The sequence below is a fragment of the Streptomyces sp. NPDC057486 genome (genome assembly GCF_042802415.1).
Taxonomy (GTDB): Bacteria; Actinomycetota; Actinomycetes; order Streptomycetales; family Streptomycetaceae; genus Streptomyces; species Streptomyces yanii.
The window spans coordinates 23,482-48,711 of sequence record NZ_JBHVEE010000030.1; the positions used below are offsets into that span (position 1 = coordinate 23,482).

General features: G+C 71.7%; 10 protein-coding genes. All 10 read right to left on the reverse strand.

All coding sequences use genetic code 11. The features are described 5' to 3' along the window. Positions 1-3: 3 nt before the first annotated feature. Complete coding sequence (locus ACFU6I_RS16660; RefSeq protein ID WP_384366635.1) at positions 4-798, reverse strand: hypothetical protein; 795 nt, start codon at positions 796-798, stop codon at positions 4-6. A gap of 66 nt (positions 799-864) precedes the next feature. Beyond that, a complete protein-coding gene (locus ACFU6I_RS16665; RefSeq protein WP_384366638.1) occupies positions 865-2,145 on the reverse strand; it encodes an MFS transporter in 1,281 nt (426 codons plus the stop codon). Next, a complete protein-coding gene (locus tag ACFU6I_RS16670; RefSeq protein WP_384366640.1) occupies positions 2,142-3,140 on the reverse strand; it encodes an ornithine carbamoyltransferase in 999 nt (332 codons plus the stop codon). The genes ACFU6I_RS16665 and ACFU6I_RS16670 overlap by 4 nt, the downstream gene beginning before the upstream one ends. A gap of 62 nt (positions 3,141-3,202) precedes the next feature. Next, complete coding sequence (locus tag ACFU6I_RS16675; RefSeq protein ID WP_384366643.1) at positions 3,203-13,933, reverse strand: amino acid adenylation domain-containing protein; 10,731 nt, start codon at positions 13,931-13,933, stop codon at positions 3,203-3,205. Further along, positions 13,930-18,984 (reverse strand): amino acid adenylation domain-containing protein, encoded by a 5,055-nt coding sequence (locus ACFU6I_RS16680; protein WP_384366646.1) that lies wholly within the window; start codon positions 18,982-18,984, stop codon positions 13,930-13,932. Before ACFU6I_RS16680 ends, ACFU6I_RS16675 begins: the two co-directional genes overlap by 4 nt. A 113-nt stretch (positions 18,985-19,097) precedes the next feature. Continuing rightward, positions 19,098-19,319 carry an MbtH family NRPS accessory protein gene (locus ACFU6I_RS16685; RefSeq protein WP_266980505.1) on the reverse strand — a complete coding sequence of 74 codons (222 nt, stop codon included), beginning with the start codon at positions 19,317-19,319 and terminating at the stop codon, positions 19,098-19,100. Between the two features lie 32 nt (positions 19,320-19,351). Continuing rightward, positions 19,352-20,392 carry a 2,3-diaminopropionate biosynthesis protein SbnB gene (sbnB, locus tag ACFU6I_RS16690; RefSeq protein WP_384366649.1) on the reverse strand — a complete coding sequence of 347 codons (1,041 nt, stop codon included), beginning with the start codon at positions 20,390-20,392 and terminating at the stop codon, positions 19,352-19,354. Next, entirely contained in the window at positions 20,386-21,402 is a 1,017-nt protein-coding gene (gene sbnA, locus ACFU6I_RS16695) for a 2,3-diaminopropionate biosynthesis protein SbnA (protein WP_384366652.1), read from the reverse strand. Before sbnA ends, sbnB begins: the two co-directional genes overlap by 7 nt. A gap of 65 nt (positions 21,403-21,467) precedes the next feature. Beyond that, positions 21,468-22,898, reverse strand: a complete 1,431-nt coding sequence (locus ACFU6I_RS16700; protein ID WP_384366655.1) for a condensation domain-containing protein — start codon at positions 22,896-22,898, stop codon at positions 21,468-21,470. A 140-nt stretch (positions 22,899-23,038) separates the two neighbouring features. Then, complete coding sequence (locus tag ACFU6I_RS16705; protein WP_384366658.1) at positions 23,039-25,183, reverse strand: MMPL family transporter; 2,145 nt, start codon at positions 25,181-25,183, stop codon at positions 23,039-23,041. Between the last annotated feature and the right edge of the window lie 47 nt (positions 25,184-25,230).

Below are 25,230 nucleotides of genomic sequence, written 5' to 3' on the forward strand. Positions count from 1 at the left end.
GGGTCAGCTGACGCCCTGCGGGTACGGGAAGGTCTCGAAGGCGGTGTCGCACTCGCCGGGGCTGCGGCCGAGCCACTTCGCGGTCAGCCGGCGGAGCACCTTGGCGTCGAGCGGCGGGTAGATGACGTCGGGCTTCGGCTTGACGATCGACTGGATCTCCCAGGACAGCCCGATCAGCGGGTCGATCACGGCCCAGCGGCGGGAGTCGATGCCGAGGAGCTGCATGGCGCGCAGGTAGCAGTGCCAGGCGTGGAAGCCGACCGGCGGGTTGCCGTTCATGGTGTGGCTGCGCTGGCCCTCGGACAGCCGCGGGTCGTAGAGGACGCCCTGCCCGAAGTCGGCGAACGCCTTGGTGAGACCGGCCAGGTCGGTGTGCGGGTAGTAGCGGTCGATGACGCTCCACTGGGCGTCCGAGAGGACGGTCAGCGCTTCCTTGAGGGGGGTGACGAGCGTGCGGAACCCGCTGGGGTAGGTGCCCGCGCTGCGGTGGGCGAGGTACGCCTGGATGATGGCGACCTCGGGGTCCTCGCCGAGCACCTCGCCGAGCTTCTCGTTGGCGGCGATGACCTCGGGCGTGCGGTGGTACCAGAGTTCCTGGTCGAAGACGTACCAGAACTCGTTGGATCGGGGGTCCCCGTTCATGCCCGGGACGTTCGGGATCTCCGGGTAGTCCGCGGACTTCGGCCGGACGGGGGCGGCGGACGCGGTGGTGGCCGTTCCCACGGTGGCGAGGCCGGCCACCAGGAGGGCCCCGGCGGAGGTGCGGAGGGCCTGACGGCGGTCGATGGGCGGAGTCATGGGAAATTCCCTTTCGCCGGGAGGAGGTTGATGGTCCAGAAACTAGGAAGAGGCGCTATACCGGGCCTATACCGCCGAGTTGTCCTCGCCCGGTGCCGGGTCGGGGTTCCGAAGTGCCGGAGTGACCAGCGCTGTTGTGGCGAGGAGCACCATGCAGCCCGCGATCCCGGCGAGGGTGCCGGTCACCCCGAGCCCGTCGAGCAGGAAGCCGCTGCCGAGCGCGCCGAGCGCGCCGGCGCCGGAGGCGATGAGGGTAAGGACGCTGCTGACGCGCCCCTGCATCTCGTCGGGGGTGACGGACACCTGGTAGACGCCGCCCACCACATTGACGAGTCCGCCCGCGTACGCCATGACGGCGAGGAGGGCACCGATCACGACCGGTGCGCGCACCACGATCAGCAGGGGAATGACGGCGGCCCAGACGGTGATGCTGCCGATGACCACGGTGCGCAGGGGCGCCCGCCGGGTCCACCAGGTCGCGCCGAGTGCGCCGAGCATCCCGCCGATCCCGCCGACGGCGGTGATCGTTCCCAGGAGCGCGGCCGAGCCTCCGCCGTCGCGCACGATGAGGATCACGGCGAGGCTGATGCCCTGGAAGAGCAGATTGGTGGCGGCGATCAGCCCGACCAGCGTGGTGAGGAACCGACGCCGCCAGGTCCAGGTGAACCCTTCGGCGACTTCGACGGCGAGCCGACGACGCGGTTCGGTCTCGCGCGGGCCCTGGAACGGCTTTCCGATCAGCAGGAGCGAGACCAGCGACAGCAGATGGGCCGCGGCCGCGAAGAGGAAGGGTGACCAGCGCGCCACGGTGTACAGCGCCCCGCCGACGGGCTGCCCCAGCAGTCCGGCGGCCCGCCAGCGCGCCTCGTTCTGGGTGAGGGCGACGGGCAGTTGTCCGGGTGGTACGAGGTGGCGTACCGCAGCCCGTTCGGCGAGCTGGTGGAAGACGGCCAGGCTGCCGCCGACGAAGGCGGCGGCCACCAGGTGGCCGAGGTTGATCCGGCCGGTGGCCACCGCGACGGCGACCGATGCGGTGGCCACCAGGGAGCCCAGATCGCAGAGGATCATCAGCCGCCTGCGGTCCCAGCGGTCCACGAGCGCCCCCGCGGGCAGCTGCACCAGCAGATTGGGCAGGAGCGCGGCGAAGCCGACCAGTCCGGCGTCGCTCGCCGATCCGGTGTACCAGAGGACCAGGAAGGGGTATGCGACATGGCAGGCGCGTGCGCCGAGCAGTGTGGCCCCGACGCCGCTCCACAGGAGGACGAAGTCGCGGTTGCGGCGCAGGGGCTGGAGGGGGGCGGAGTCGGCCGTGCCGGTGTCCTCCTGCTCACCCGGCGGAGCCGTCATCCGGCCGTGGCCACGGCCCTGGCTCCCGCGCCGCCCTCCACCGTGAGACCGGACGCCGGGCGGCCGACGGGGCCGGTGCGGCACCATTCGAGGACCGCCATGGCGCTGTGCATCTTGTTCTCGGCCTGCTGGAAGGCGATCGACGCCGGTCCGTCGAGGATCTCGGCGGTGACCTCCTCGCCCCGGTGGGCGGGCAGGTCATGGAGGAACACCGCGTCCGGACTCCCCTTCCACAGCGTGGAGTTCACCTGGAAGGGCGCGAAGACGTCCCGCCAGTCGGGGTCGGGCTTGCTGGTCCCCGTGGTCTGCCACCGGGTGGTGTAGACGGCGTCGAAATCCTTGGGGAGCGCCTCCATGTCGTGCCGCTCCACGACGGTGGATCCGGTGCGTTCCGCGGTGGCGAGGGCGCGGGCGAGGGTCGCGGGGGCGAGTCCGTACCCGGGCGGGGTGCGCAGCTCCAGGGTGATGTTCCTGAACCTCGGGAGGGCGAGCGCCAGGGCCGCCGCGGAGTTGTTCCCCTCGCCGACGTAGAGCACGCGCAGCCCCTCGATCCGCCCGAACCGGCCGAGGAGCGTGGTCAGATCGGTCAGCGCCTGGGTGGGGTGCTCATCGGCGCTCATCGCGTTGACGACGGACATTCCGCCCTGCGACGCCCAGCTGCGCATCTCGGCGGGGTCGGCGGCGGTGCGGGCAACCAGCAGGTCGAGCATGCCGGCGAGGACGCGCCCGGTGTCCTCGGTGGTCTCCCCGGTGTTGGTCTGGAGATCGTTGGGGCCGTACGAGACGATCTGCGCGCCCAGGCGCAGGGCGCCGCTGGAGAACGCGGTACGGGTACGGGTCGAGGTCTTGGCGAAGTAGATGCCGGCCACGAGCCCTGCCAGCGGGCGGTCCCCGCTGGCGCGGCCCGCGGAGAAGTCCGCGCCCCGGGTGACGATCGACGTCAGGTCCTCGTCGGTCAGATCGTCGATGGAGATGAGATGGCGTACGTCGGGCATGGGGTGATCCCTTCTGTCGGTTGTGGCAGGTCCGGGTGAACGGGCGGCCCCGAGGGCCTCGGTCACCACTGGCCGCCGAAGGACGAGGAGTCGCTCCGGTGGGATTCGATGGCCGCGCGGCCGACCTCGCGGCCCGAGTCGCCGTTGGTGAGCACGATCAGCCCGTCGCCGTCCTTGATCCGGGTGAGGCTCATCGCCCAGTAGCCCTCGAACTCGCCGAAGGCGCCGTACTCGATGTCGTCGCCTGTGGCGTCGACGACGGTGGACAGTCCGTACAGGGCGTCCCGATGAGGCGTGAGCATCTGCTGGGCGAGTGGCTGGGTGAGGAGGTCGGCGCCCTGCCCGAGGTGGGCGCGGCGGATCTCGGCGGCGGCCCGGGCGAGATCGCCGGCCGTGGTCCACAGTCCGCCGCCGGCGACCGAGGGGTGGATCGGCAGCCCGGGCGGCACGGGCCGCCCGGACGCGTCGTGGCCGAGGGCCACGGGGCGGCGGGAGCGCGCGTGATGGGCCCAGTCGTAGGCGCTGCGGACCATGCCGAGCGGCTGAAGGACCAGGGTGCGCATCAGTTCGGGGAAGGGGTCGCCGGTGACCTCGGTCATCAGCTGTTCCAGGATCAGGTAGTTGAGCCGGTTCTTGCGGAACACATCCCCCGGTGTGTGCTCGAAGCGGACGGCGGGGGTACGGGCCGGCGGCCGGCCGTGCAGCGCGTCCAGGACGCCGGGCACGGCGTCGCCCGGGAGATAGGGGTCGTAGGCAGGTTCCGGGGCGAGCCCGGACACATTCGCCAGCAGATGACGCACCGTCACGATGCCGCCCTGATAGCCCTTCTCGCCGGGAGTGGGCACGCGCCATCCGGTGAGATAGGTATTGATGTCGGCGTCCAGGTCGATGACCCCCTGGGCGGCCAGCGTCAGTGCGCCGAGTGCGGTGATGTGCTTGCTCACCGACGCCACCTTGAACGGGGTGTCGGGGGTGATCCGGTCCGTGGAACCGGCACCCACCACCCCGTACGCCTCCAGCGCGACCAACTCGCCGTCCCGCAGCACCGCGAGGCTGGCCCCCGGTACGCCGTGCAGCTCCATGGCCTCCGCGACAGCCCCCTTCGGGGCGGGCCGGGTGCGGGGAGCGGATGTGGCCAGTGACGCGGCGAGCTGTTCGATCGTCCCGGCCCGGTAGAGGGCGCGGAGCGTGACGGGCAGCCCGGCCTCACGGACCTCGGCCATCACCCGGAGCACGCTGATGGAGTCGCCGCCCAGGTCGAAGAAGCTGTCGCGGATGCCGACCTTCTCCACATCGAGCACCCGGGACCAGATCTCGGTGAGCTGCCGCTCGACGTCGGTGCGCGGCGCCACGAATGCGCGGTCCGACCAGCCGGAGGAGCGGTCGGGGGCGGGCAGTGCGGCGTGGTCGAGCTTGCCGTTGACGGTGAGCGGGATCCGGGCCATCGGCACGAACGACGACGGGACCATATAGGCGGGCAGCCGCTCCGAGCAGTGCGCGGCCAGCTCGGCGGCGGTCGGGGCGTCCGTCCCGACCGGGACCACGTAGCCGACCAGGCGGCGGTCGCCCTGCTCCGACTGCCGGGCCACCACGACGGCCTCGCGGACCCGCGGGTGCTCGGTCAGCACCGTCTGGATCTCGCCGGGCTCGATGCGATAGCCGCGGATCTTCAGCTGCTCGTCGGCGCGGCCCAGGAACTCCAGGTCCCCGTCCTGCCGCACGCGCGCCAGGTCACCGGTCCGGTACATCCGCGCGCCGGGCGGACCGTACGGGTCGGGCAGGAAGCGTTCGGCGGTCAGCGCCGGGCGGTTCGCGTAGCCGCGGGCGAGGCCCGCGCCGCTGACGTACAGCTCGCCCGGGACCCCGACGGGGGCGAGCCGCCCCTCGCCGTCCAGGACGCGGACCCGGGTGTCGTCCACGGCCCGCCCGAGCGGCACGGCGCCGCCGGCCGCGACATCGTCGGCCGTGACCCGGCGGAAGGTGACGTGGACGGTCGTCTCGGTGGGGCCGTACGCCTGGATCGGCACGGTGCGTTCCAGTCCCTGATGGGCCAGCCATTCAGCGAGATCGGACACGTCCAGGCCGTCCCCGCCGAAGACGACGGTGCGCAGGGCGAGGGCGTCCAGGCGCGCCTTGTCGCCGCCCGCCGCGGCGATCAGCGCGCGGAAGGCCACCGGTGACAGCGAGAGCGTCGTCACCTGCTGCTCGGCGAGCAGGGAGAGCAGTGCCTCGGGGTCACGGGCGACCGCCGGCGGCACGACGGACACCCGGCCGCCGTGCAGCAGCGCGCCCCAGATCTCCCAGACGGAGACATCGAAGGCGTACGAATGCAGCAGCGCCCAGACCTGCGAGGAGTCCAGGTCGATGCGATCGGCCGTGGCCGCGTAGAGCCGCAGCAGATTGCGGTGGGTGAGGGTGACACCCTTGGGCCGCCCCGAACTGCCCGAGGTGTAGATGACGTACAGGGCGTTGTCGGGCCCGGCGAGCGGCTCCGGGTCGGTGGCCGGGCGGCCGGCCAGGGTGTCGGCGTCCGTGTCGATGAGGACGAGTCCGCGCGCCCCTGCCGCCGCCTCGATGTGTGCACTGCGGGTCACGACGAGGGGCCCGCCCGCGTCGCTCAGCATGTAGGCGAGGCGGCCCTTCGGCTGGGTCGGATCGAGGGGCAGATAGGCGGCGCCGGACTTCATGACGCCGAGCAGAGCGGGCAGGAGTTCGATGTCCGGCTCCAGGAGCACGCCGACGACCGACTCGGGGCCCGCGCCGAGGGCGCGCAACTGGTGGGCGAGCCGGTTGGCCCGGGTGTTCACCTCGGCGTAGCTGAGCCGCTCGTCGCCGTACGAGACGGCGATCGCCTCGGGGGTACGGGCTGCCCATGACTCGAAGACCTCGTGCACACAGCCGTCGCCCGCGGCGAGCGTGAGCGGTGCGCCATTCCAGGTGTCGAGCAGCAACTCCCGTTCCCCCGGCGGCAGACAGGTCGCCCGTGCGTCTCCGTCGGAGTCGGCGACCATCGCCTCCAGCACGGCCCGGTACATCCCCGCCAGTCGGTCGGCGTGGTGCCGGGAGAGTGCGTGGGTGTGGGTGCGCAGGGTGAAGTAGCCGGGGGTGGTGGGCACTCCGAGCGCGAATTCGGTGGAGTCGTCGCCCTCACCGGCGTCGGTGTCGACGAGGTCGGTGTCCATCTGGTCGAAGTCCTGGAAGGTGAACAGCACATCGATGAGCCGTTGTCCGTCTCCCGCTTCACGCTGGATGGCGGGCATCGGGTAGCGCCGGTACTGCCATTGCTCGACCTCGCGGTCGAAGGTCTGCCGCACCAGTTCGCGCCAGGTGGCGGCGGTGCGTTCGAAGGGGAAGGGCAGGCTGTTGAGCTGCATGCCGTAGACCCGGTCGGCGCCCTCGAGTTCGGGCCGGGCGCTGTAGACGAGTCCGGTGAAGAAGGTGGGCTCGTCGGTGAGCATGCTCATCACCTTGAGATGGGCGGCGTGCAGCACGCTCTTCAGTGAGACGCCGGCCTCTGCGGCCAGTGCGCGCAGCCCCGGCTCCAGGTCCCGGTGCGGGACATGGATCTGGTAGTCCGCGCGGGGCGCGGTGGTGTCCGCCCAGGCGGCGGGAAGGGTGAACTTGGGGTGACGGGCCACGAGGTCGTGCCAGTAGGCACGGTCGTCGGCTGACTGGAGGGCGCGCTGTTCGGCGGCGATGAAGTCGGCGTACCGGACCGCCGGGGCCTCGACGGGCGCGGGCCTGCTTCCGTCCCGCAGGGTGCGGTAGTTGTCCAGGATCTCCATCACGAGGGAGTGGAAGGTCCAGCCCTCGGTGATGGCGTGGCACTGGGTGAAGGTGAGCCGCCAGCTCCGGTCGGTCTCGAGCAGGGCGCCGATGCGCATGAGGGGTGCGCGGGTGGTGTCGAAGACGGCGGCGCGCTCACTCGCGGTGTACGCCTCCAGTTCCGCCTGCTGCCGTTCGGCGTCCAGCTTCCGCAGATCCCGCACCTCGACGGGGACATCGGCCCGCTCGTGGACGAGCTGCATCGGCACGGAGTAGCCGGAGACCGCGAAGGAGGTGCGCAGCATCTCGTGCCGACTCGTGACCAGCGCCGCCGCGTCACGCAGAGCGTCGGCGTCGAAGGACTGCTCGTCGCGGATCCGGAACAGCGTGATGTTGTGATAGCTGTGCTGCTCCTCGTCGGCCAGCATCTCCACCAGCATCCCGAGCTGCACCTGCGACATCGGATACGCATCCGACACCCCGACAGGCACCCGCTCCCGGTCCGCGGCCGACAACAGCGCGAACCGCTCCACCGGCCGCTCCCGCTCCACCACCCCACGACCACCCACCGACGCCGCCAGCTCGGCAACCGTACGGAACTCGAACACATCCCGCACCGACACATCCACACCCGCCGACCGCAGCGCACCCACCAGCACCACCGCACGGATCGAGTGGCCGCCCAGCTCGAAGAAGTTGTCGTGGACACCGATCCGGTCGGCTTCCAGGACCTGCGACCAGGCGGTCGCCAGCAGCTCTTCGAGGGGGTTGCGGGGTGCGACGTACGCCCGCTCGCCATGGCCGAACGAGGCCTCGTCGGGTGCGGGCAGGGCCCGCCGGTCGACCTTGCCGTTGCGGTTGAGCGGCAGGGCGTCCAGCACGACGAACGCGGCGGGCGTCATATAGGCGGGCAGCCGTGCACCGCAGTGGGCGGCCAGTTCCGCTGTGGCCGGGGCCCGGCCGTCGGCCGGCACGTAGTGGGCGACGAGCCGCGGATCACCGGTCGCCGAACGGTGGGCGACGACGACGCACTCCTGGACGGCCGGGTGTTCGGCCAGGACGACCTGGATCTCGCCGAGCTCCACGCGGTAGCCGCGGATCTTCACCTGCTCGTCGATCCGACCGATGAACTCGACGACGCCTCCCTCGGTCATCCGGGTCAGATCGCCCGTGCGGTAGAGCCGGGCGCCGGGCGGACCGAACGGGTCGGGCACGAAGCGCTCGGCGGTGAGGCCCGGCTGGGCCGCGTATCCGCGCGCCACTCCCGCACCCCCCACGTAGAGCTCTCCCGGCACGCCGACGGGAACGGGGCACAGCGTGGAGTCGAGGACGAAGAGGGTCGCGCCGGGGAGGGCGCTGCCGATCGGCACGGTCTCGGCGCCGCCCGGGCGCTCCACGTCGACGGGGAAGACGGTGCTGCCGACGGAGGCCTCGGTGGGCCCGTACTCGTTGATGAGCCGGCCGGGGCCGAGGAGGCGCAGCCAGTGGTCGGCGCTGCGCCCCGGGAAGGCCTCGCCCGCCACGACGACGACCGAGGCGAGCTCCTTGGCCCGGGTGTCGTCGAGCCGGTGCGCGATGATCTCCAGATGGCCTGGGGTCAGCTTGAGGAAGCTGAAGGGGCCGGCTTCGTGCAGCAGCGGACCGAGGTCCTCGACCGGGAAGTCCTGCGCCAGGATGTGCACGCGGCGGCCGGTGACCAGGGGCGCCCAGAGGTTGGGCACGACCAGGTCGAAGGCGACGGAGGAAAAGAGAGCGGCGCCTCCGGTGCCGCGTGCCGCCAGCGTGTCGGCGGCCCAGCCGATGTGGTTCGAAAGGCCCCGGTGGGTGATCTGCACCCCCTTCGGGACACCGGTGGAGCCCGAGGTGTAGATGACGTACGCCAGCCGGTCGAGGTCTGTGGAGACCTCCGGCCGGGTGGCGGGGCGGCGGTTGATGGAGGCCGACGACTCGGGCCGGTCCAGGACGACCTGGTGACCCTCGAAGGCGTCGGCGAGCCGGTCGCTGTGGGCCGTCGCGGTCACCAGGAGTCGGGCGCCCGCGGCGCCCAGCATCCTGGCGGTACGGGCCGCGGGCTGGCCCGGGTCCAACGGCAGGTAGGCGGCGCCCGCCTTCCATACGGCGAGCAGGGAGACGATCAGCTCCGGACCGCGGTCGAGGAGGACTCCGATCACGGACTCGGGGCCGGCTCCGAGCGCGCGCAGCTCATGGGCGAGCCGGTTGGCCCCGGCATCGGTCTCGGCGTAGGTCAGCCGGTCCTCCCCGTAGGTGACGGCAGTCTCCTCGGGGGTGCGGACCGCCCAGGACTCGAAGAGCTCGGGGACCGTCGCGACAGCGGTCACCGGGGCCGCGGTGGCACTCCATTCCTCGACGAGCAGCTCCCGTTCGCCCTCGGGGAGGAAGGTGTCGCGTGCGTCCCCGTCGGTGTCCGCGACCATCGCTTCGAGCACCGCCCGGTACATCCCGGCGAGGCGGTCGGCGTTCTCCCGCGTCATGACGTGGGTGTGCGACATCAGCACCACGTGGCCGCCCACCGCCAGGGTGGCGAGGGCGAATTCGGTGAGTGAGTCGTCGATGCTCGCCCCGAAGTCCACGAGTTCGGTGTCCACCTGGTGGAAGTCCAGGTAGCTGAAGCGGACATCGAGCAGCCGGGCGCCGTCGCCCTTCTCGCGCTGGATGGCGGGCATCGGGAACCGCCGGTGCGGCCAGAGCTCGACCTCCCGGTCGAAGGTGCGGCGCACCAGTTCGCGCCAGGTGGTGACGGCGGTGCGGTCGTATCCGAACGGCAGGCTGTTGAGGTACATGCCGTAGACCCGGTCGGCGCCCTCCGCCTCGGGCCTGGCGTTGCAGACGAGTCCGGTGAAGAAGGTGGGCTCGTCGGTGAGCATGCTCATCACCTTGAGATGCGCGGCGTGCAGCACGCTCTTCAGTGAGACACCGACCTCGGCGGCCAGCGCGCGCAGCCCGGCGTCGAGGTCCTGGTAGGGAATGCGTACCCGGTAGTTGTCCCGCGGTTTGCCCAGGTCACCGGCCCAGGCGGCCGGGAGGGAGAACGTCGCGTGGCGATCGACGACGTCGTGCCAGTAGGCGCGGTCGTCCGCGGAGGCCAGCGAGCGCTGTTCGGCGGCGATGAAGTCGGCGTACCGGACCGCCGGGGGCTCGACGGGCGCCGGCAGGCTTCCGTCCCGCAGGGTGCGGTAGGTGTCCAGGATCTCCATCACGAGGGAGTGGAAACTCCAGCCCTCCAGGATGGAGTGGCATTCGGTGAGTCCGAACCACCAGCTGCCTTCGTCGATCACATGGGCCGAGATCCGGATCATGGGGGCCTGCGTGGTGTCGAAGACGGCGGCGCGCTCACTCGCGGTGTACGCCTCCAGTTCCGCCTGCTGCCGTTCGGCGTCCAGCTTCCGCAGATCCCGCACCTCGACGGGGACATCGGCCCGCTCGTGGACGAGCTGCATCGGCACGGAGTAGCCGGAGACCGCGAAGGAGGTACGCAGCATCTCGTGCCGGCTCGTGACCAGCGCCGCCGCGTCACGCAGAGCATCGGCGTCGAAGGGCTGCTCGTCGCGGATCCGGAACAGCGTGATGTTGTGATAGCTGTGCTGCTCCTCGTCGGCCAGCATCTCCACCAGCATCCCGAGCTGCACCTGCGACATCGGATACGCATCCGACACCCCGACAGGCACCCGCTCCCGGTCCGCGGCCGACAACAGCGCGAACCGCTCCACCGGCCGCTCCCGCTCCACCACCCCACGACCACCCACCGACGCCGCCAGCTCGGCAACCGTACGGAACTCGAACACATCCCGCACCGACACATCCACACCCGCCGACCGCAGCGCACCCACCAGCACCACCGCACGGATCGAGTCCCCGCCGAGCTCGAAGAAGTTGTCGTGGACACCGATCCGGTCGCCGTCGAGAACCTGCGACCAGGCGGTGGCTATCTGCTCCTCGAGGGGGTTGCGGGGCGCGAGGTACTGCCCGCCGGTGTGAAGGCTGTGCTGCTCGGGTGCGGGCAGGGCGCGCCGGTCCAGCTTGCCGTTCGCGGTGAGCGGCAGGGCGTCCAGCACGACGAACGCGGCGGGGACCATGTAGGAGGGCAGGCGTTCCCCCAGGGCGGCCCTGAGCGCGCCGCCGTCGGGGGCGCGTCCGGCCTCCGGCACGACGTACGCGATCAGCCGTCGGCCCACGGCGTCGTCGTCGCGCACCACCACCGCGGCGTCGCGGACGCCGGGCCGGCCGGCCAGGGCGGCCTGGATCTCGCCGAGTTCGATGCGGTAGCCACGGATCTTCACCTGGTCGTCGATACGGCCCAGGAAGTCCAGGGTGCCGTCCGGATTGCGCCGGGCGAGGTCGCCGCTGCGGTAGAGACGCGCGCCGGGCGGACCGAACGGATCGGGGACGAAACGCTCGGCGGTGAGCGCGGGGCGGCCGAGATAGCCCCGGGTGACGCCGGGACCTCCGACGTGGATCTCGCCCGGCACTCCGGCCGGCACGACCTGCCCGTGGCGGTCCAGGAGGTGGATGGTCAGATCCTCCAGCGGGCGCCCGACCGGGTTGCCACCGGCTGTCAGGTCGTGCTCGGTGATGCGGTGGTACGTCGAGTGGACGGTGGTCTCCGTGATGCCGTACATGTTCAGCAGCTGCGGTCGGTCGAGACCCAGCCGCTCCACCCACGGAGCCAGCTCGGCGAACTCCAGCCGCTCCCCCGCGAACACCACTGCCCTCAAAGCCAGTTGACCGATCCGCGGATCGCCCGACCCCGCGGCGCCGACGAGCGACCGGAAAGCCGAGGGCGTCTGGTTGAGCACCGTCACCCCGTGCCGGACCAGCAGATCGAGGAAATCGTCCGGCGACCGGGCGACGTCGAACGGCACCACCACCAGCCGCCCACCGTGCGCCAGCGCACCCCACAACTCCCACACCGACACATCGAAGGCATAGGAGTGGAACAGCGGCCACACATCGTCGGCGCGGAACGCGTAGTGCCTGCGGGCGATGGCATGCAGCCGCCACACCTGGGTGTGGCTCACACACACACCCTTCGGGCGCCCCGTGGAGCCGGAGGTGTAGATGACATAGGCCAGCGCGTCCGGGCCTGCCGTGCTGGAGGCGGGGTTCGCCTCGGACTCGGCCGCGATCGCGACCGCGTCGTGGTCGAGGACGACGATCCGCCCCGCGTACACGCCGGCGAGCCGCTCGGCGTACTCCGAGGTGGTGACGACGACCGGCGCCCCGGTGTCGCCGAGCACGAACCCCCACCGGTCGACCGGGTGCGAGGGGTCCAACGGCACGTAGGCGGCGCCGGACTTCAGCACGCCGAGCAGGGCGGGGACGAGGTGGCTGCCGCGTCCGAGGCAGACGCCGACCAGATCCTCGGTGCCCACGCCGAGCGCCTTGAGGTGGTGGGCGATCCGGTTGGCGCGGGCGTTGAGTTCCCCGTACGACAGCGCCTCGTCGCCGGCGACGACGGCGACCGCGGCGGGGTTCTCGGCCGCACGGTCCTGGAAGACCTCGTGCATCGGCCGTGCGTCACCGGCCGGCCGCACCGCGGGCGGCGCCACGACGGCGCTCTCCCGCTCGCCGTGGAGCGGCAGCCGGGTGACGGGGCTGTCCGGGGAGGCGACCAGGCCGTCGAGCAGACGCAGGAAGGATGCGGCGAAGCCGTCCATCCACGGCTGGTCGAAGAGCGCGGTGGCGTACTCCAGCTGGCCGCGCAGGTTGCCGCCCGCTGTCTCCTCGATCTGCAGCGCGAGGTCGAACTTCGCGGTGAGCCAGGGGAGTTCGACGACCGAGGTGGCGATTCCGGGCAGGTCGAGCGCGCCGTCCGCCGCCTCGTGCAGGGTGAAGGCGATCTGGAACAGCGGGGTGCGGGAGGTGTCGCGGGCCGGGGCGAGCTCGTCGACCAGGCGCGCGAAGGGCACCTCCTGGTGGTCGAAGGCGCCGAGTACCGTGCTCCGCGCCGCGGCGATCAGCTCGGTGAAAGCCGGTTCGCCCTGCCAGGTTCCGCGCATCACGAGGGAGTTGATCCCGTAGCCGATGACGTTCTGGAGTTCGGGGCGGGTGCGCTCGGAGACGACGGTGCCGACCGCGATGTCGTCGCGTCCGGTATAGCGGGACAGCAGCGCCTGGAACGCGGCGAGCAGCGTCGTGTAGAGGGTGACGCCGTGCTCCTTGGACAGGGCGCGCAGCCCGGCGGCCAGGGGTTCCGGCAGCTCCAGCGGTACGGCAGCGCCCCGCCAGTCCCGCACCGGCGGCCTGGGCCGGGCAGTGGGGAGCTCGGCGGGCGTACTGTCGGCGAGGAGGCCGCGCCAGTAGCCGAGGCGACGGTCGAGCTCGGGACCGGCGATACGGCTCCGCTGCCATGCGGCGAAGTCGGCGTACTGCACGGGCAGTGCGGGCAGCGGTGACGGGCGGCCGGCGGCGAACGCGCCGTAGAGCGCGCCCAGTTCACGCTCGAACACCTGGATGGACCATGCGTCGCAGGCGATGTGGTGGAACACCACGGCCAGCAGGTGGTCGTCCTCCGCGAGCCGGATCAGCCGGGCGCGGACCGGCCACTGGCCCGCCAGATCGAAGGGCGCGGCAGCGGCCTCGGCCGCCAGGTCGGCGGCCTTCTGCTCGCGTGCGGCGGCGGGCAGCGCTCCGAGGTCCGTGACCGGCAGGTCCGGGGTGCCCGACGGGTCGACGACCTGGACGGGTTCGCCGTTCTCCAGGCGGTAGCGGGTGCGCAGGATCTCGTGCCGGGCGACGATCTCGGTGTACGCGGCGTGGAGGGCTCCGAGGTCGAGCGGTCCGCGCAGGCGGCGAAGGACCGGCACCAGGTACTCGGGGCTCTCCGGGTCGAGGCTGCTCAGGAACCAGAGCTGCTGCTGCCCGAAGGAGAGCGGCAGGGTACCTTCGCGGTCGGCGCGCGGAATACCCGCGCGGGGAGCCGCGCGGCGCCCGGCGAGCCGCTGCCGCAGCAATTCCTCGCGGGCCGCCGCCACGGCGGTGGCGGACTTCTCGGTCTCTCCGGCGCTCATATCTCTCGTTCCTCCGCCAGCATCGGGTCCGTCAGCAGTGCGGCGTCGTCGAGCCGCGCGATGTCCGCTCTGAGCTGTGTCTCAACCTCGGCGGCCAGCTCGGCCACCGAGGGCATGTCGAAGACCTTGCGCACCGGCAGGTCGATGTCGAACTGCTCCTGGACCGCGGCCACCAGCCGCAGCGCGAGCAGGGAATTCCCGCCGAGCTCGAAGAAGTTGTCGTGGACCCCGATCCGCTCGGTGTGCAGGATCCGGGCCCAGATGTCGGTGACGGCCTCTTCGGCCTGGCTGCGGGGGGCCACATAGTCCCCGCCCGTGTGGAGGCTCTGCTGCTCCGGTGCGGGCAGGGCCCGTCGGTCCAGCTTGCCGTTCGCGGTCAGCGGCAGGGCGTCCAGCACGACGAAGGCCGCGGGCACCATGTACGACGGCAACCGGTCGGCCAGGGCCGCCCGCAGCTCACCGCCGTCGGCGGAGGCGTCGGGTGCCATGACCACGTAGGCGACCAGCCGGCGGTCGCCCGGCCGGTCCTCCCGTACCACCACCGCCGCGTCGCGGACGGCCGGCCGATCGGCCAGGGCGGCCTGGATCTCGCCGAGTTCGATGCGGTAGCCGCGGATCTTCACCTGGTCGTCGATACGGCCCAGGAAGTCCAGGGTGCCGTCCGGGTTGCGCCGGGCGAGGTCGCCGCTGCGGTAGAAGCGCGCGCCGGGCGGACCGAACGGATCGGGCAGAAAACGCTCCGCGGTGAGTCCCGGCCGCCCCAGGTAGCCACGGGCGACGCCCGGTCCGCCGACATGGATCTCGCCGGTGACGCCGACGGGCACGGTCTGTCCGTGGCGGTCGAGCAGATGGATCCGCAGATCCTCCAGCGGGCGCCCGACCGGGTTGCCACCGGCTGTCAGGTCGTGCTCGGTGATGCGGTGGTACGTCGAGTGGACGGTGGTCTCCGTGATGCCGTACATGTTCAGCAGCTGCGGTCGGTCGAGACCCAGCCGCTCCACCCACGGAGCCAGCTCGGCGAACTCCAGCCGCTCCCCCGCGAACACCACTGCCCTCAGAGCCAGCTGATCGATCCGCGGATCGCCCGACCCCGCCGCGCCGACGAGCGACCGGAAAGCCGAGGGCGTCTGGTTGAGCACCGTCACCCCGTGCCGGACCAGCAGATCGAGGAAATCGTCCGGCGACCGGGCGACGTCGAACGGCACCACCACCAGCCGCCCACCGTGCGCCAGCGCACCCCACAACTCCCACACCGACACATCGAAGGCATAGGAGTGGAACAGCGGCCACACATCGTCCGCGCGGAAGCCGTAGTGCCGGTCCCCGACGGCGAGCAGGCGCCACACCTGAGTGTGGCTCACGCACACACCCTTCGGGCGCCCCGTGGAGCCCGACGTGTAGATGACGTACGCCGTCGAGTCCGGCCCGGCCGGCAGCGGCGCCGGGTTCGACGGCTCCGCGTCCGCCCCACCCCGTTCCTGCGGCGCTTCCTCGTCGAGGACGATCAGGGTCCCGGAGTGGATCCGCCCCAGCCGTTCGGCGAACTCCGAGGTGGTGACCACGAGCGAGGCCGCCGTGTCACCGAGGATGAACTCCCAGCGATCCAGGGGATGCGCCGGGTCCAGCGGAACGTACGCGGCGCCCGACTTCAGTACGCCGAGCAGGGCGGGCACCAGCTCGGGGCCGCGCTCCAGGCACACGCCGACCAGGGCCTCTGGTCCGGCGCCCAGCGCCCTCAGTCGGTGGGCCAGCCGGTTCGCTCGCGCGTTCAGCTCGCCGTACGTCAGCTCGGTTTCACCCGCGACGACGGCCACCGCGCCGGGGGTCGCCGCGGCCCGCTCCTCGAAGACCTCGTGCATCGTCCTGGCCTGCCCGGCGTCGTCCACGGCGGCGGGTGCGACAAGGGCCTGCTCGGCGGCGCCGAGCAACGGAGCCTGCGAGATACGGCCGGACGGGTCGCTCGCCAGGGCGTCGAGAAGCCGTACGAAGCCGGCCGCGAGATTCTCCACCCAGCCCCGCTCGAAGAGCGCCGTGGCGTACTCGATCTGGCAGCGCGCCCCGCCGCCCGGCTCCAGATGGACGAAGAGCGTGAGGTCCGTCTTGGCGGTCCGCCAGCTGTCGCCGAGGAGAGCCAGGTCGCTGTCGCTGAGCGCGGACCCGGTCTGGCCTTCGTCGAGCAGGTCGAAGGCGGCCTGGTAGAGCGGGGTGCGTGAGCGGTCGCGGTCGCCGAAGGCATCCACGAGGCGCTCGAAGGGGAGGTCCTGGTGGGCGAAGGCGGTCAGGACCGTGTCCCGTATCCGCTCCAGCACCGCCGTGAACGTCGGGTCGCCGCCGAGATCGCAGCGGAGCACGAGGTTGTTGAGGAAGCAGCCCGCGACCCCGGCGCTCTCGGGCCTGGTGCGGCCCGAGACCGGTGTGCCGACCGCGATGTCCTCGCTGCCCGTGTACCGGGAGAGCAGGGCGGAGAAGGCGGTGAGCAGGGTCATGAAGGGGGTGGCCCCGTGGTGCTGGCCGAGGGCGAGTGCCTGCTTCGTCACGCCGTGCGGGACATGGAAGCCGACCACCGAGCCGCTGATGTCGCGTTCGGCGGGCCGCGGGCGAGCCGTGGGGAGATCGAGCGGGGCGATTCCGTCGAGGGCCTCGCGCCAGTGGGTGAGCTGTCGTGCGCTCTCCTCGTCGCCGGACTGCTCCCGCTGCCTGACGGCGAAATCCGCGTACTGCAGAGGCAGTTCCGGAAGGTGCTCCGCATCTGGCGTGAGGCAGAGCGCGCGGAGGTCGTTCTCCAGCAGGACCGACGACCAACCGTCCGAGGCGATGTGATGGATGGTCAGGACCAACAGGTCTTCTTCTCCGGGAGTGCGGATCAGCCGGGCCCGCCAGACCGGTCCCTGCTCCAGGTCGAAGCCCTGGGCCAGCTGCGCAGCCAGGTGCGGGGCCGGGCCCTCGGGGCCGGCGTCCAGTGCCTGGAAGTCCACCGCGCTGTGCGCGTCGGCCCGTTGGCGGGGCTCGCCGTGCTCGCTGACGTACCGCGTACGGAGGATCTCGTGCCGGTCCGCCAGGGCGCGCAGCGCCGTGCGGACGGCCTCCGGGGCGGTGGCGGCGGGCAGGCGCAGCAGGACGGGGGTGACCCATTCGGCGCTCGCCGGGTTCATCCGGTCCAGGAACCAGATGCGTTCCTGCGCGAAGGACAGCGGGAGCGGCGCGTCCCGGTCGGCCGCCGTGACCGTGGCCGCGTCGTCGGTCGGGGCGCCGCGGTCGAGCAGCTGGGCCTGTTCGGCCACGGTGGTGGCAGCGAAGAGGTCTCGGAGTTCGATGCGGCGGCCGGTGGCGGCGGTGAGACGGCCGAGCAGCCGGGTCATGTGGAGCGAGGTGCCGCCGAGGCGGAAGAAGTCGTCGTGTGCACCGACGGTGTCCGTGCCGGTGCCGAGCAGTTCGGCCCAGACGCGGGCGACGAGCCGCTCGTCGTCGGTGCGGGGCCCGACCGCCGCCGGCCCGTCGTCGACCGTGCCGGGGTCGGGCAGGGCGCTTCGGTCGACCTTTCCGCTGGCGTTGAGCGGGAAGGCGTCGACCGTCACATAGACGGAGGGGATGAGGGCCTCGGTGAGGCTGCCCCGGAGAAAGGCCCGGAGTTCGGCGGCGGGCACGGGTTCGGCACGGGGGACGACGTACGCGGCCAGGCGCGCGGTGTCGTCGGGGGCCTTGAACGGGGTGACGACCGCACCGCTGAGACCGGGGTGCGCGGCGAGCGCGGCTTCGGCCTCGCCGGGTTCGACACGGGTTCCGTTGATCTTGACCTGGTGGTCCACCCGGCCGACGTACTCCAGCACGCCGTCCGAGCGCCAGCGAGCCCTGTCGCCCGTGCGGTACAGCCGTTCGCCCGCCGCGCCGTAGGGGTCGGGGACGAAACTCGCGGCGGTCGCCCCCGGGCGCCCCAGGTAGCCGCGGGCCACTCCGGGGCCCCCCGCGTACAGTTCGCCCGGCACTCCGACGGGCACCGGTGTCCCGGCCGTGTCGAGCACCAGGACGCGCATGGAGTCGATGGGGCGGCCGATGGGTACGGGGCCCTGCTCCCTGTCCGGGTGGACGGGGTGGGCGGTGACGTCGATGGAGCACTCGGTGGGGCCGTAGGTGTTCCAGATTCCGGTGCGGATGCGGTCGGGCAGCCGTCGGCAGAGGTCCGCGTGCAGGGGCTCTCCCGCGCAGAACAGCAGCCGCAGTTCCGTGCAGTGGGCCCAGCCGTCCTCGTCGGCGAGCAGCCGCAGCACGGAGGGCACCACCTGGAGGACCGAGATGCGCTGTTCGGCCACCGCCCGCAACAGCAGCGCGGGGTCGCGTTCGGCGCCCTCGGGGGCCATGACGACGGTGCCTCCCGCCGTCAGCGGGGCGAAGATCTCCCAGCCCGCGGCGTCGAAGCTCATCGTGGTCTTCTGGAGGATCCGGTCGTCCGGGCCGATACCGTGTCTGCGGACGGTCCAGCCGACGCGGTTCGCGATGCCCGCATGGTCGACGAGGACGCCCTTGGGACGGCCGGTGGATCCCGAGGTGTAGATGACATACGCGGCCGCCGCCGGGGACACGGGTCCCGGCAGGGCGGTCGCGGGCTGCGCGGCGATTCGGTCCCGCTCCTCGTCCAGGCACAGGGCGGCGACGGGCAGGTCGCGGAGGGCGCCCCGGGCGGTGGGCCCGTCGGTGATGACGACACGCGCTGCCGTGTCGTCCAGGACCCACTCCAGGCGGGCACGCGGATGCCCGGGATCCAGCGGTACGTACGCCGCGCCGGCCTTCCAGACGGCGAGGAGCGCCACCACGAGGCCGATGCCGCGCGGCAGGCAGACGGCGACGAGGTCCTCGGGGCCGATACCGCGGTCGCGCAGGGCATGTGCGAGACGGTTGGACCTCCGGTCGAGCTCGGCGTAACCGAGCCGGTCCCGACCGGAGAGCACGGCGAGGGCGTCGGGGGTCCTGGCCGCCTGCAGTTCGAATCGCGCGGGCAACAGCTCCGTACCGGAACGGTCGGTCTCTGACGTCCGCGGCCACATCTGGGATTCCACCCCTGCTCCTCTTCACCTCTGGGCCGGCGCAGCGGGCGAGGGGCCGCCGCATACCCGCCGCGGCCCCTCGCCGTCGCTCCCGCTCCCGCTCCTGCTGCCTGCGTGCGCCGTTGTCAGACGGCGCTGTGCTGCTCTTCCATGCGCCGGCGCAGGCTCAGCGGGCGCATGTCGGTCCAGACCTCCTCGATCCGGGCCAGGCACTCGGCACGGGTGCCGCGAGTCCCCTCCTGGTGCCAGCCGGCGGGGAGTTCCCGGTCGGCGAGCCAGATCGAGTACTGGAGTTCGTCGTTGTGGACGACGAGGTAGGTCCGGTCGTCGCTCTGCTCTTCGGCCATCGGTGGCCTCCTTCTCGTCTGCGGAATCGGGGTCAGCGGCCCGAGGCCTCGGGTACGGCTGCGGGTGCGGCTTCTGCTGCCGTGAGGAAGTCGTCGACGGCGACGCCGAGCTGCTGCTTCTGCGCCTCCTCGTACACCAGCTGGGCGACGGCGAGGTCGAGCACACCGAGGCCGAACGGCGAGACGATGACGGTGCGTTCGGGGTCGCGGCGGAACGACGTGGCACCCCCGACCAGTTCCCCGATCGACGCGTCGATGAAGTCGCGGTTCCCGGAGAGCTGCTGGGCCAGATCCGGGGAGGTCCGCTCGCGGCAGACATGGTCGGCGTCGTCGACGACGTTCTGTGCGTCGAGGAGCGTCTGTGGACGGATGTCCCGCAGCGAGACGTTGAGGACCGTGGAGCCCGGTCGGAAGGCGTCCACCGGCAGATACGGTTCCGCGGAGGTGGTGGCCAGCGAGACGAGCGAGTGCGCGGCCAGTGCCTGCGCCTGCTCGCGCGCCACGGTCACGGTGATGCCCGGGGCCTTCTCCTCGGCCGTGCGGACGAAGGCGGCGGCCCGTACCGGGTCCTGGTCGTACACGGTCGCCTCGGTCAGCGAGGGCAGCCGGGTACTGAGGAAGTGCAGGATCTCCGCGTTGATGACCCCGCAGCCGATGAGCGTGACGCCGGTGGTGCCCGCACCCCCGTCGGGCAGCAGCAGTCCGGCGGCGAGCGCCGCGCCGGCCGCGGTGCGCTTCGCCGAGATCAGCGAGGCCTCGATCACCGCCTGCGGGTGGCCGTTGAGCAGCGAGCTGAGCACGATCACCGCGCTGGCGCGGTCGACGCCCGCCCGGATGTTCCCGGGAAAGGAAGCGATCCATTTCATTCCGGCGGAAGGGTTGTCGCCGCCGATGAATGCGGGCAGTCCGATGATGCGGTTGGCCGGCGCGTCGGGAAAACGGAGAAAGGTGGAGTGCGGTAGTGAGGTGCGTCCCTCGTCATGGAGCCGGTACGCGTTCGCCACCAGGTCGATCAGTTCGGCGGAGCGGCTTTCGAGAATGCCGCTCACCTCGCTCTTGCGGACAATCAGCATTCCTGTGCCACCTGGCCTTCCTTGTCCTTCCAGAGATGGGTGACGTCACCGAAGTTCGCACGCACCCAGTTGTCGGAGTAGATCGTGTCGAGATAGCGGTCGCCGCCGTCGGGGAAGATCAGCACACAGGTGGCGCCGTCCTCGATGGATGGGCTGAGCTTCTCCAGCGCGGCGACGGTCGCCCCGGAGGAGCCGCCGGCCAGGATCGATTCGCGCCGGGACAGCCGTCGGCAACCGGTCACGCACTCCAGGTCCGTGATGTGGACGATCTCGTCCGGTGTGCTGGTGTCCAGCAGGGCGGGACGCACGGAGGCGCCGTGGCCCGGGATCAGCCGGCGCTCGGTGGTGGTCGGCGGACCGAACAGCACACTGCCGACCGCGTCGACCGCGACGACCTTGGTGCCGAGGCCGTGCTCACGGATGTACTCCCCGCAGCCCCGCAGCGTCCCGGTGGTGCTCGCCGCGCAGAACAGGTAGTCGACCCGGCCGTCGAGCGCCTGCGCGATCTCGCGCATCGTCGAACGGTGGGCGCGGGGGTTGAGCGGGTTGGCGTACTGGTTGGGCCAGAAGGAGTGCGGCAGCGCGGCCACGAGTTCCCGTACCCGGCGCAGCCGCATCGGCAGGAACTCGCCGGTGACCGGGTCGGCCTCGGTGACCACCTCGACCTCGGCGTGCAGCGCCTTCAGCACGGCGAGGTTCTGGTCGGTGGTCTTGGCGTCCACGACGCAGACGAAGCGGAGGCCGAAGTAGCCGCAGACCTGGGCCAGCCCGATGGCCAGATTCCCGGAGCTGGACTCGACCACGACCGAACGGCCGGGCTGGATCCCGCCGTTGCGGATCTCCTCCAGGAGCATGCTGATCGCCGAGCGGTCCTTGATGCTGCCGCCCGGGTTGAACCGCTCCATTTTGGCGAATACCCTGCCGCCGAATCCGGGGACGAGCCTTTCCAGTTCCACCAGCGGCGTATTACCTATCGTCGAGAGTATTCCCTTGAGACTTTCTTCTGCCACGATTTACCCTTCGCCACCGCGGATCGTCCGGCATACAAATGATGAAGGCGTGCTCTATAGCCGCTCTATACAGTCCCTGACCCCATGGCCAGCAGCTCCGCGAGATCGGCACGATCCACCAGCGCGATGGCTTCTATTTCCGCTCCGGGATCGTCCGTGGCCCGGTCGAGCAGCCGCGCGTAACGCTGGGCGAACCGCTCGACGGTGCCGGCGTCGAAGAGGTCGGTGTCATAGCTGAAGACCGCGTCGAGCGTGTCTCCGCTCTGCTCGATCCGCAGCATGAGGTCGAACTGCCCCTCCTGCTGCGGGACTCCGATCCGGGCGACGGTCAGCCCTTCGTACGGCCGGGCGTCCCCTTCGCCGTCGGCGCGTACGGGGCCGAGCCGCGGCTCCGTACGGTCCGTGGCGATCAGGGTGACGGCGGTACGGAACGGCGGGGTGCGCCGGTCCGGCGCGGCGGCCAGCAGGGCGCCCGGATGTGCGGCGTGTGCCAGGCCCCGGACGAGCTGCCGCTGGGCGGCCAGGACCGCGTCGCTCATGCGGTCGCCGGGCCGGAAACTCCCGCGTACCGGCACGGTGTTGACGAAGTACCCCACCGCGGCCTCGGTCCGGCGGCCCGCTCCGAGGGCGCCGCGGGTGGACATCGGGCAGCCGACCAGGGCGTCCGGCTGTCCCGAGTGGCGGTACAGCGTGGCCTGGAAGACGCCGAGGAGAAAGGCGAACGGTGTGACGTCGAGTGAGCGTGCGGCCTTCGTCAGCCGCTCGACCGTGCTCGTGGGCAACGGGAGTTCATGGGTGGCCCCGCGGAACCCCTGGGTGGCCGGGCGCGGCCGGTCGGTCGGCAGCTCGGCGGGGAGCGCGCCGACGCGCACCTGGCGCCAGTACGCCGCTCCCCGGGCGCCCCGGGCCGAGGAGAGGAGCCGTCGTTCGGCCGCCACCTGCTCGGCATGGATGTCCGGGCCGGCGCCCGCCGATACGGGGTCCGGGGCGGAGCCGTCGGCGAACTCCCGGTGCAGGGTGAGGAGCTCGCGCAGGATCAGGTGGTGCGAGGCGTAGTCGCTGACGATGTGGTGGGTGGCGATGACCAGCACCGCGTCCTGCGCGTCCCGCCGCAGCAGCGTGACGCGGAACGGCGGCTCCACGTCGATCCGGAAGGCCTCCTGGGCGCACTCCCGGACCAGCGCGTGCAGGTGCGTGTCCGTGGCGTCCGGCAGCTCCCGGACGGTGAGGGCGTCCTGGTCCGGGCTGTCGAGCACGGTGCGGTACGGCTCCCCGCCCGCACCCTCGCCGTCCCCTTCCGCGAATACCGAACGCAGCAGGGGATGCCTGGCCGCGACGGTGCGAACGGCCGCGGAGAGCGCGTCGCTGTCCAGCGGCCCCCGCAGCCGTACCGGCAGCACGATGGTGTAGGCGGCGCTCTCGGGCGCCAGCCGGTGGGCCAGCCACAGCGCCTGCTGGCTCGCCGAGAGGGGCAGGGTCCGATCGGTCGGTGGCATGCTGCGGCTCCCGGTGGGTAGGGCGGCCGCCGCGCCGGTCGGACCGGAGAACGCGAAGGGCCGGAAGGCTGAGCGGAACTGCCCGCCGGAGTCGTCCGGCTGAACAGGCCCCCACCTTCCGGCCCTTGGCTATATCCGGGCTATACGCCACCGCCTCGGCTGCCCGCGGGTACCGCGGCCGGCGTGGGCAGTTCGCCCGCCGCGGGCGGAGCGGTGTCCGTGCCGACGGGTCGGCCCGGCCACCAGAAGGTACGGCCGACGTCCAGGGCCAGGGCCGGGACGAGGACGGACCGCACCAGGAAGGTGTCGATCAGGACACCGACGGCCACGACGATGCCGATCTCGATGAACGCCACCTGCGGGGCCGTGGTGAGAGCGGCGAACGTCGCCGCCAGCACCGCGCCGGCGCTGGTGATGACGCCGCCGGTGGAGGTGAGTCCGCTCAGTACGCCGGCGCGGTGGCCGCGGTGACCGACCTCCTCGCGGATCCGGTGGATGAGGAAGATGTTGTAGTCGACGCCGAGTGCCACCAGGAACAGGAAACCGATCAGCATGACCTGGATGTCCACCGCCGGGAATCCCAGGACGTGCTGGAACAGCTGCCAGCTGATGCCGAGGGCGGCGAAGTAGGACAGCACCACGGTCGCCATCAGCAACAGGGGCGCGACCAGGGCCCGGAGCAGGACGACCAGGATGAGGAAGACCACGGCGAGCACCAGCGGGATCACCACCTTGCGGTCGTGGGCCTGCGCCTCGGTCTTCTCCTGTGCCATCGCGGTGGGGCCCCCGACCTGGGCGTCGGCGCCGGGGACGGCGTGCACGGCGGTGCGGATGCGGTCGACCGTACGGGCCGCCGCCGCACTGTCCGGGCTGTCCTTCAGTACGGCTCGGGTGCTGGAGAGAGTGCCGTCCGTGGACTTCTCCGGTGCGGCGACCTCGGCAACCCCGTCGATGCCCTTCAGCGCGGCGGCGACCGCTGGTGCGGCCCCGGCCTTGCTGATCACCTCGGCGGGCCTGCTCTGGCCGGCCGGGTAGTGGTCGGCGAGGAGTTCCTGGCCGGCGATCGAGCCGGGCTTGCCGACGATGAGGTGCTGGTCGTCGAGACCGGTCTTCAGGCCGAGCGAGCCGAGGGCCAGCACCGTGAGGACCAGGGCGGAACCGATCCACACCAGGCGCGGACGGCGGGAGATCCTGCCGCCGACACGGTCCCACAGGCGGTGGTTGGCGTTCTTCACAGCCACTCCGGCGCGCGGCACATTGGGCCAGAAGACCCAACGTCCGAGGATCACCAGAACGGCCGGGAAGAGCGTGGTCATCGCGGCGAGACCGCAGATGATGGCGATGGCTCCGGCCGGGCCGAGCGTGTAGTTGAAGCCGACGTCCGCCTGCGTCAGGCAGAGCAGCCCGATGCTGACGGTCGCCGCGGACGCGGCGATCGCGGGGACGGCCCTGCGGACCGCGGTCTGCATGGCCTCGTGCCGGTCCTCGTGGACCCGCAGTTCCTCCCGGTAGCGGGCCAGCAGCAGCATCGCGTAGTCGGTGCCGACACCGAACAGCAGAGCTGTCACGACGATCTCGTTGCCGCCGCCGACCGTGAGCCCGAAGCCCTTGGCGAGGAGGTACGAGACGGCCTGCGTGGTGAGGAACGCGACGCCGACGGTGAGCAGGGGCAGCAACCACAGGATGGCGCTGCGGTACGTGATCAGGAGCAGGGCGGCGACGACGAGGACCGTGATGAGGGTCAGCGCGCGACCGGTCGACTCCCGGGCGTCGGCGGCGTCCAGCGAGTTGCCCGCCGGGCCGGTGAGTTTGGCTTCGAGGCCCTCCGGCCGGTCGGCGGTGGCCCGGTCCCGCACCTTCTCCGCGTTGTCCGCGAGTGCGGTGCTGTCCTCCTTGTCGAGGGGCACGAACGCGGTCAGCGCCTTGCCGTCGTCGGACGGCCTGGCCGGCCCGACCTCGCCGGCCGCGAAGCTCGCGAACTCCTTGATGTCGGAGGCGACCTTGGCCTTGTCCTCTGCGGTCAGCCCGCTGTCCCGTACGTAGACGACGATGCCGAGGGAGATCTTGCCGTCGGCGAACCGGTCGGCGAGCCCGGCGACATCGGTGGACTCGGCCCCTCGGGGCAGCTCGATGGTCAGCTCGTCCTTCTCGATCTCCGAGAGCTGTCCGGCGAGGGGCACGGACGCGACGACGATGATCAGCCAGGTGATCAGCGTCAGCCACTTGCCCTTCCTTCCTCCCGGTAATTTCAGGAGCCGGTCGGCCCAGCGGTGCGGTCGTGACATGGGGACTCCTCGTCCAGGGTGTGGGATGTGCGGGGCACGGGTGCGTG

Coding starts and splice junctions, on each gene's coding strand:
- ACFU6I_RS16660 (WP_384366635.1), bottom strand. CDS start 798: ATGACTCCGCCCATCGACCGCCGTCAGGCCCTCCGCACCTCCGCCGGG.
- ACFU6I_RS16665 (WP_384366638.1), bottom strand. CDS start 2,145: ATGACGGCTCCGCCGGGTGAGCAGGAGGACACCGGCACGGCCGACTCC.
- ACFU6I_RS16670 (WP_384366640.1), bottom strand. CDS start 3,140: ATGCCCGACGTACGCCATCTCATCTCCATCGACGATCTGACCGACGAG.
- ACFU6I_RS16675 (WP_384366643.1), bottom strand. CDS start 13,933: ATGAGCGCCGGAGAGACCGAGAAGTCCGCCACCGCCGTGGCGGCGGCC.
- ACFU6I_RS16685 (WP_266980505.1), bottom strand. CDS start 19,319: ATGGCCGAAGAGCAGAGCGACGACCGGACCTACCTCGTCGTCCACAAC.
- sbnB (WP_384366649.1), bottom strand. CDS start 20,392: ATGCTGATTGTCCGCAAGAGCGAGGTGAGCGGCATTCTCGAAAGCCGC.
- ACFU6I_RS16700 (WP_384366655.1), bottom strand. CDS start 22,898: ATGCCACCGACCGATCGGACCCTGCCCCTCTCGGCGAGCCAGCAGGCG.
- ACFU6I_RS16705 (WP_384366658.1), bottom strand. CDS start 25,183: ATGTCACGACCGCACCGCTGGGCCGACCGGCTCCTGAAATTACCGGGA.